General features: G+C 55.3%; 8 protein-coding genes. 4 read left to right on the top strand and 4 right to left on the bottom strand.

Annotated elements, in window-relative coordinates; genetic code table 11:
* The first annotated feature begins 302 nt into the window (after nt 1-302).
* The 4 genes from B9A24_RS16020 (at nt 303) to B9A24_RS16010 (ending at nt 2,864) form a co-directional block, all read left to right on the top strand.
* Nucleotides 303-596, top strand: a complete 294-nt coding sequence (locus B9A24_RS16020) for a hypothetical protein (protein ID WP_084447023.1) — start codon at nt 303-305, stop codon at nt 594-596.
* A 631-nt stretch (nt 597-1,227) separates the two neighbouring features.
* On the top strand, nt 1,228-1,752 hold the full coding sequence (locus tag B9A24_RS22385) for a class I SAM-dependent methyltransferase (protein ID WP_200813945.1): 525 nt from the start codon (nt 1,228-1,230) through the stop codon (nt 1,750-1,752).
* Nucleotides 1,710-1,973 (top strand): hypothetical protein, encoded by a 264-nt coding sequence (locus tag B9A24_RS22380; RefSeq protein WP_234997380.1) that lies wholly within the window; start codon nt 1,710-1,712, stop codon nt 1,971-1,973. Before B9A24_RS22385 ends, B9A24_RS22380 begins: the two co-directional genes overlap by 43 nt.
* A gap of 174 nt (nt 1,974-2,147) precedes the next feature.
* The gene (locus tag B9A24_RS16010) at nt 2,148-2,864 is read left to right on the top strand and encodes a GAF domain-containing protein (RefSeq protein ID WP_084447022.1); all 717 of its coding nucleotides are present in this window, start codon (nt 2,148-2,150) and stop codon (nt 2,862-2,864) included.
* A gap of 77 nt (nt 2,865-2,941) precedes the next feature.
* Here the strand turns inward: B9A24_RS16010 and B9A24_RS16005 are convergent, their stop codons facing one another.
* The 4 genes from B9A24_RS16005 to B9A24_RS15990 all read right to left on the bottom strand — a co-directional run bounded on the left by B9A24_RS16005 (nt 2,942) and on the right by B9A24_RS15990 (nt 8,114).
* Nucleotides 2,942-4,378: an amidohydrolase family protein gene (locus tag B9A24_RS16005; protein WP_159452077.1), complete on the bottom strand. Its 1,437-nt coding sequence runs from the start codon at nt 4,376-4,378 to the stop codon at nt 2,942-2,944.
* A 127-nt stretch (nt 4,379-4,505) separates the two neighbouring features.
* Nucleotides 4,506-5,672 (bottom strand): sensor histidine kinase, encoded by a 1,167-nt coding sequence (locus tag B9A24_RS16000; RefSeq protein WP_084447020.1) that lies wholly within the window; start codon nt 5,670-5,672, stop codon nt 4,506-4,508.
* On the bottom strand, nt 5,669-6,484 hold the full coding sequence (locus tag B9A24_RS15995; protein ID WP_084447019.1) for an alpha/beta fold hydrolase: 816 nt from the start codon (nt 6,482-6,484) through the stop codon (nt 5,669-5,671). Before B9A24_RS15995 ends, B9A24_RS16000 begins: the two co-directional genes overlap by 4 nt.
* Nucleotides 6,485-6,590: 106 nt before the next feature.
* On the bottom strand, nt 6,591-8,114 hold the full coding sequence (locus B9A24_RS15990; protein ID WP_084447018.1) for an NCS1 family nucleobase:cation symporter-1: 1,524 nt from the start codon (nt 8,112-8,114) through the stop codon (nt 6,591-6,593).
* Between the last annotated feature and the right edge of the window lie 10 nt (nt 8,115-8,124).

Raw genomic sequence — 8,124 nt, 5'->3', positions numbered from 1 at the left:
GAATTGTTATGAATAATGTCTTGAAAAAGTATTTAATCTCAACCCATGATAAGCCAATCTTTTAAATGATATTTTTCCGTTTTATCGTTTATCAATTATCGATCTTCCACTAATATGTATTGACATGCTATTCTGCATACGCAACTATCCATATCACATACTGCCAGTAGTTGCGAATGAATATATAGCCACTTTTCTAAACTGTCATGTTGCTTCTGCCTACCGCTCATACAGCTTTTGAAATGGCCCTCTCAGGCTCAACGCTCTGGTTCCGCCAGAACAGAGCGCCGTATCTTTGCCGTATGAAGCCGCCACTATTCCATCCGGGCCAACAGGTTGTCTGCACCAATGATGACTTTACCCTGCTACTGGTGCAGAACCCCAATATTCAGACACCCAAGCGCGGCCCTATCTATACCGTGCGCGGCGTGTATGATACGCATCGTGGCTACGGTATTACGTTGGTTGAAATCAACAATGGCGACGTAGCGCCGGGCTTTCCGGAGGCCAACTTCCATGAGTCCCGCTTCGCGCCGGTGCCGCCGTTGGAAGAGATTGAACTTGCGGAGGTACTGGAAGAATACCAGACTGCGTAACTGCCATTATCCGCTTCCTTGCCCAGCTACTGCTCCTGCTCTCTCTGCTGGAAGCCTATTGTACTTTGCCCCCCAGACTGCCTGCTGTTTATACCCAGCACATAATAGTAAGGCAGGAGCTCAGAAACAGGCACATAGCTACCGCTATCTCCCTTTTGGCTTCTACAATTAGCTCCCCAGTACTCGGATCGTATTGGTTTTTCATACACCAAGGTAGTTATATTATTTGGGGAGCGCGAGAGCAAACACATTGCCAAATATTTCATAGAAAAGATATACTTCAGGTCCGGCAATTGGTTTGGTGCTGCTCCTGCTCAGCATAGCAATAGCCATAGTACAAAGTATTCTTTAGCAACTTCTAAGTTCGCTTTATCTAGCAGTAAACACCCTTTTAATACCCTGCGCCAGGGTAGCGATTGTGAGGCATAAGGGTCAGAAAGGGGCGGTGAAATCAGAATCCAAAAACCGCTATATTAGAGTGAGCAGTGCCTAAAGCCATCTGCACTTTCTCACCACCGATGCCTACGCATTATCCAGAAACAGCCTCCTGCATACCCACACCAGCCCGCGCCCCCAACATTGCCTCCTCTCCGCGAATAACACATCCACTTCACTTAACAAGGTTAACGCTATGGATACGCAACTGGAACAAATTCGAGAGCAACAAAAGGCAACGTGGAACAAGTTTTCACCGGGCTGGCGCAAATGGGACGACTTTACGATGGACTGGCTGAAGCCCATGGGCGATGAGATTATTCAGGCCCTGGGCATAAAGCCGACCGACACGGTACTGGACATTGCGGCCGGCACCGGGGAGCCTGGACTGACCATTGCCGCCCTGACCAGCAGCGGCAAGGTGGTTATTACCGATCTGGCGGCAGGTATGCTGGAAGTAGCCCGCGACAAGGCCCGAAAAAAAGGCATTACCAATTATGAAACGGTGGTGTGCGATGTCAGCGAGCTGCCGTTCGCCGATGCCACTTTTGATGCCGTGAGCTGCCGCTTCGGATTTATGTTTTTCCCAGATATGCTCCTGGCCGCTAAAGAAATGGCGCGGGTCCTGAAGCCGGGGGGCAAAATTGCCCCGCCGTATGGGGCGTACCAGATAAAAACGTGTGGGTTACCGCCATCATGGGCACCATCCAGAAAAACATAAGCTTGCCCGCGCCTGCGCCCGGCGCGCCGGGTATGTTCCGCTGCGGCAGTCCGGGTTTTCTGGCTGATCTATTCAAACAAGCTGGCTTTCAGAACGTTTCGGAAAAAGAAGTAACCGGTAAGCTAATCTGCGGCAGCAACGAGAACTACTGGAGCTTTATGAACGAAGTAGCCGCTCCCGTGGTGGCGGCCCTGAGCAAAGCAGATACGGCCACCACATAAAATATTAAACAGCAGTTTTTTGAGCTGGTAGACCAGAAATACCCCGATAAAAAAGCCGCTCTTAACTATGGAGCGGTAGTGGTATGTGGCGAAAAATAGAAGTTTGGACTTTCCCTGAGTCACCTTACCTTCGCTCGCTCGTCCTTCCCCTGCTCAACTAACGCTGGCTGTTTCATGTCTGAAGTTCCTTCTTGGCTACTCCCCGAGGACGAAGCCACCCGGCTGAGCAGTCTGCGCTCCTATGACCTGCTGCCGGCACTCCGCGAAACGGTTTTCGACGAGCTTGTGGCGCTTACCGCTCGCATTTTCAGCCTGCCCATTTCGCTGATTGCCCTTGTGGACGAAGAGCATGTTTTCTATAAAGCCAATTATGGAATGCCGGGCAACGAAAAGCAGCCCCGGCAGGAGGCGCTGTGTTCCACTGCCATTCTCCACGATAAAGCCGTGGTGTATCAGGATCTGGAGCAGGAACGAAATCCGCTTATTACGGTGCAGGCGGCGCAGGCCGCCCGCACCAACCAGCTGCGGTTTTACGCGGGAGCCCCGTTGCGCATGCCCAACCAGCAGCCCATCGGAACGTTGTGTATTATCGACCGGCAACCCAGAGTATTCAGTAAGGATGAGCAGCGCATGCTGGAGAAACTGGCAGCCGTAGTCAGCCATACCGTAGCCGTCAGGCAGGTGTGCCGTACCCAGCCGGACGGGGAAAGGCGCTGGAAGATGGTCCGCCTGCAATTGCAGGAAGAGGTGCAGGCGCTGCGGGCCCTGGTGCGCTACCTGCTCACGCGCTACGGTACCACCGTGCCCGTACCACCGGCCCTGCTGACACAGTTTGAGCGCCGCCTACCCGACTTGCACGAGCTGCTCGATCAGTATCAGTACCAGGAGTAGCAACGCCGCCGCGCTAGCGTTTTCGACCTGGTGAGTTTACTTCAGAATTTGCCCCCCAAGCAGCTTTCCAGGCCTTTCTAGTTCAAGCCTACTTTGCCCTTCATGGTCTCAAATAGCTTAACGGAGTCAAAACCTACGCCTTTCTTGAAGACAATTTCCATGCGGCGCACCTGCTGGATATCCTGTTCCGGGTCGCCGTTAATCAAGACCAGATCGGCTTGTTTGCCGGCCTCGATGGTGCCAATCTCTTTCTCGCGGCCCAGGTAGATAGCGCCGTTCAAGGTGCTTATTTTGATGGCCTGAACCGGCGTAAAGCCGCCCTCCACGAGCAATTCTATCTGGCGCCGGTTGGAGTAGCCGGCAATAGTGCGGCCGGCGCCGGTTGGATCGGTGCCGGATACTAAAAGCCCCCCGGCATCGTAAAACTGCTTTTCCCAAACCATTTCCTTTTTGAACAGCCGCACGCTGGCCGTGTCCTTGTTCTGATTTTGCTGCCAGGTGGCTTGTTCACGCTCCTGTAGCTGAGGAATCAGGGCCTCCAGACCACCGCCCAGCACCACTTCGCGGCCCGTATAAGGTTCGAATACAGGTAAGGTAGACGTAATAGCTACCCGCTTGCTGACCAGGAAGCTAATCAGGTCTTTCATGGCGGGGCTATTGACCGGCAATTTCAGCAGCGACTGGCGTGCGGCGGGATAATCAGCTACGTCGGGAGCTTTGTTGGGCATAAAATCGGAGCTGGCCATGAAGCCGTGCTCAAGGTTATCAATGCCAATTTCGGCCGCCTCGCGGTACGTAATAGAGGCCAGATGGCCCGTAACCTTGAGGTTGCGCTGGTGCGCCTGCTGCACCACGGCTTTCAGGTCAGCCCGGGTGGCGTGCATATACATCTTGAAGGAAGTACAGCCTTTATCGGCCCAGAATTTCGTGCTTGCGGCCGCATCCTCAGGGCCGTTGATGGTGTTTAAAGCGGGAATATCCAGACTCGGCTCCTCCATATAGGGCGCGGTCACGTCCATATCCGGCCCGATGAGCTTGCCCTCCCCAATCATGCGCTTAATGGCCAGATCGGTTTGGGGCTCAATGCTGCCGGCCGTGCGAATAGTGGTAGCGCCGCCGGCCAGATACAGGCGCGGAAAGGAGTACGGCATCTGGGCGATGTTGAAAAAGCCCCCCATTGGCATGGTATAGTACAGGTGCTCGTGCAGCATCACCAGGCCAGGAATTAGCGTCTTGCCCGCGCAGTTTATCACCTTCGCGTCGGCGGGCACTTTCACCTTCTTCACGGGTCCCACCTGCACGATTCGGCCCTGCTTTATGAGCACAGTCTGATGCAGCAGCGCCGGCCGGCCGGTACCGTCGATAACTTTCGCATCGACCAAGGCCACGGACGGGTCCTGCACTTTAATAAACTCCTGCACCTGCGGAGTAAACTGCTGGCCTAAACTGGGAGCATAAGCGCCCATCAAGAGTACAGCGCTCAGCACCAGGTGCCAACGGGTAGAGAAAGTCATAGGAAGAGGAAATGAGTGTGAAATGCGCCAGTGTACAATATAAGCCGCCTTTTGAAGCAGCGATCCTCTGAGTCGGCCGGACCTAAAGTAGCGCATAAAAATGCTGCGCGAACCAGACGCATGGCATCTACTGTGGTAGATAAAGATGAAACGTAGTGCCCTGCCCTACCTCGCTTTCGACCTCAATTTGCCCCCCAGCCTGTGCTACCAGCCGTTTTACCAGATACAGCCCGATGCCCACGCCTTCTACCTCCGGGTGAAAGCGCCGGAAAAGCTGAAATAGCTGGCCGCCGTGGCGCTCAATATCAAATCCGCGCCCATTATCCTGCACGCTCAGCACGGGCACTTCATTCTCGAGCCTTGTACTCACCCGAATACGGGGTTGGCGGCCTGGTTCGGCGTACTTGAGCGCATTGCTAAGTAGATTATAGAGAATGCTTTGCAAGGCAGTACGCGCGATGCGCAAGGTGGGCACAGTAGCAAAATCGAGCGTGAATACGTCCTTTACCTCCCGCGGCTGCAGACTGCGAATTACTTCCTCGGTGAATGGCAGTAAGTCCACGACCTCCAGGGCAGCCTGTTCCAGCTCCCGCGGCCGCTGCACTACCTCCGTCAGGCCTTCAATCGTTTTCAGAATTTGCTGCAGAGCCTGGTCAAACATACCGATCATCTTATCGTCCTCCGGATCGTGGAAGGTAGCAATGGCCTTGAACTCGGTTAGCAGCCCGGCCATATTATGGATGGGCTGTTTCAGGTCGTGCGAGGCGGTATAGACGAAGCTATCCAGGTCGGCATTGATGCGGGTGAGCTGCTCATTCTGGCGCTGCAACAGCTCGCGGTGCTCTTCGGCCTCCTCCTTTGCCCGCAGCAGATCCTGCTCATACTTGCGCCGATCGGTGATATCGAACAGCGTGACGCGAATGAGCAGCGGGTTGCCGTCGGTATCGCGGCGCAGCACCGCATTCATCAGTACGGGCAAGATGGTACCATCTTTACAGCGCAGGGAGTAACTTATTTCTCTCACCTGGCCCTGCAGAATCAACAGCGGCGCGCAGTGCATTTCGTAGTGCAGGCGCCCGCCAATAGTAAATAACTGTTGCAGACATAAACGGGCGACCAACTCCTGACGCGCGTAGCCCAGCCAGGTCAGCAGCGTCTGATTGAGCTTTATCAACGTGCCGTCGGGCAGGCAGGAACAGTAGCCGCAGGGCGCGTGCTCGTAGAGGTCTTCCGGGTTTTCCTCCGTCAGCCGCAGGTCAAGCTCGGGCAGTAGCGTGTCGTCAGCCTCACTCATATGCTGGATACGACAGATTCATGGTTCAGGAACGCCTCAATGGCCTTGATAGTGATTTGTGGAGCGCTCAGATGAGGACAATGGCCCGAGGTATCCAGCACCACCAGCTGGCTGTCGAGTATTTGCTGGTGCAAAAAGCCCCCCACGGCTATCGGGGCCAACACATCGTGCGCGCACTGCAAAATCAGGGTTGGGGTGCGCACCAAGGGCAGATCGGCCCGATTATCGGACAGGAAAGTGACGCGGGCAAAATGCCGGGCAATGGCCGGGTCGGTGTTGCAAAAGCTATTGTTTAGCTCCTCCGTCAGCTCTGGTCGATCAGCATGGCCCATAATCATGGGCGTGACGGCCGCTGACCATCCCAGATAATTGTTATCCATCGTTTCCAGCAGCTCTTCAATGTCAGGAGCCTCAAATCCGCCAGTGTAGCTGACGTCATTAAGGTAGCGCGGCGAGGGCGCTACCAGCACCAGCCGGGCAAATAGGTCTGGTTCCTGAATAGCCGCCAATATCCCTATCATAGCACTCACCGAGTGACCTACAAAAATGGCATCGGACAGATTCAGGGCCCGCATTATCTCCAATATATCCTCAGCGTGCGCCGCCAACCTGCCGTAGCGGGCCGAGTCATAGGCCGTAAGGTCTGACTCGCCGGCGCCTACCAGATCGAGGAGTACCACCCGGTAGCGCGCCTCGAAGGCCGGCGCCACCAGCCGCCACATGCGCTGGTTGCAGCCAAAGCCATGCACGAAGATCATGGCCTGTGAGCCAGCCCCGCTAACCCTAACATTATTGCGCTTCAAGACATCCATAGCTGTGAATCTGTCCGGTTATACGAAACAGACCCCATCTTGATGTCCCAACCCTGGACGCGGCGACCAGTACCCTCACGTAAAGCCAACAGCCACGGTTGCGCTTTTAGATGGAGCTTACCTGAAACTCCCCTCTCGGTTGGCTCCGCTCCTGCCGCCCGGCTTGCTTTTGCCTGCTCATCAGCAGCAGATAGGAGCCAGCAGAAATAAAGAAGCCCACAAACCAGGCGTAGTCGTACACCGCTACCAGCCAGGGCCACACCACGCCCTTAGGCACCAGGCCAGTGACGGTCAGAAAGCCAGGAATATTAGGTAAAATGCCCCCCACAAGCGACACCAGCGCCTTGATATTGAAGCCATTCTGATAAGCGTAGCGGCCCGTATATTTATATAGGTCGGGCAGGTGCAGCTGCTGGCGGCGGATAAAGTAGTAGTCGGCAATCAGGATGCCGCCAATAGGCCCTAGCAGCGCCGAATAACCCACCAGCCAGGTAAAAATATACCCGGATGGGTCCGCAATCAGCTTCCAGGGAAAAATCAGGATGCCGATAATGCCGGTGATATAGCCGCCCGTCTTGAAGCTGATCTGAGTCGGGGAAAGGTTGGCGAAGTCATTGGCAGGGCTGACGATGTTGGCGGCAATATTCGTCGCGAGCGTGGAAAGGGCCACGGCTAGCATGGCCAGGCTCACCAAAAACTTGCTGTCAAAGCGACCCGCCAGCACGACCGGATCCCAGATGGTCTGGCCATAAATAATAAAGGTCGCGGAAGTGACCACCACGCCCACAAAGGCAAACAGCGTCATGGGCAAAGGCAGCCCCAGGGCCTGCCCTACCACCTGCGCACGCTGGCTTTTGGCATAGCGCGTAAAGTCCGGGATGTTGAGCGACAAGGTGGCCCAGAAGCCCACCATGCCCGTCAGGGACGGAAAGAAGAAAGGCCAGAATTCCGCCGTCGAGTTAAACTTGGCGGGCTGGGCCAGAATAGGTCCCAGGCCCTGCCCGGCCTGTATGGCCCACCACAGCAAAGCCAGCGCCGCAACGGGCAGAAAGAACGCCTTGAACACTAGCAGCTTCCTGATGCTATCGACGCCCAGATGCACCACGTACATATTGAGCAGCCAGAACAGAAAGAATAGCAGGGCAGGTCCCGTTTCCAACGACCACGAAGGCGGAAACAGGACGGGAAGTGTAGCCACAGCCGGCACCCAGAGCTTCACCATCTGATACAGCGCGTAGCCTCCTATCCAGGTTTGAATACCAAACCAGCCGCAGGCAATAATGGCCCGCAGCATAGCCGGAATATTTGCCCCCCGCACCCCAAAACTCACCCGCGCAAACACCGGAAATGGAATGCCGTAGGTGGCGCCCGCCCGCCCATTCAAAATCATCGGCACCAGCACGATGCTGTTGCCCAAAAAGATGGTCAGGATGGCCTGCCACCAGTTCATGCCGCCTTCGATGAGCGAGCTGGCCAGCATGTAAGTCGGAATGCACAGGCTCATACTGATCCAGAGCGCGGCATAGTTCCAGGTGTTCCAGGTACGCTCATTCAAAGCAACGGGGGCCAGATCCGGGCTGGTTAAGCCGGGCGCTGGGGGGCTTATTTCGGTTGGCTGAGTCGTTTCCATATGCAAGCGA

Origin of the sequence: Hymenobacter roseosalivarius DSM 11622, assembly GCF_900176135.1 — a bacterium.
In the GTDB taxonomy this organism is placed as follows: domain Bacteria; phylum Bacteroidota; class Bacteroidia; order Cytophagales; family Hymenobacteraceae; genus Hymenobacter; species Hymenobacter roseosalivarius.
This window is presented reverse-complemented; position numbering and strand designations above follow the sequence as displayed.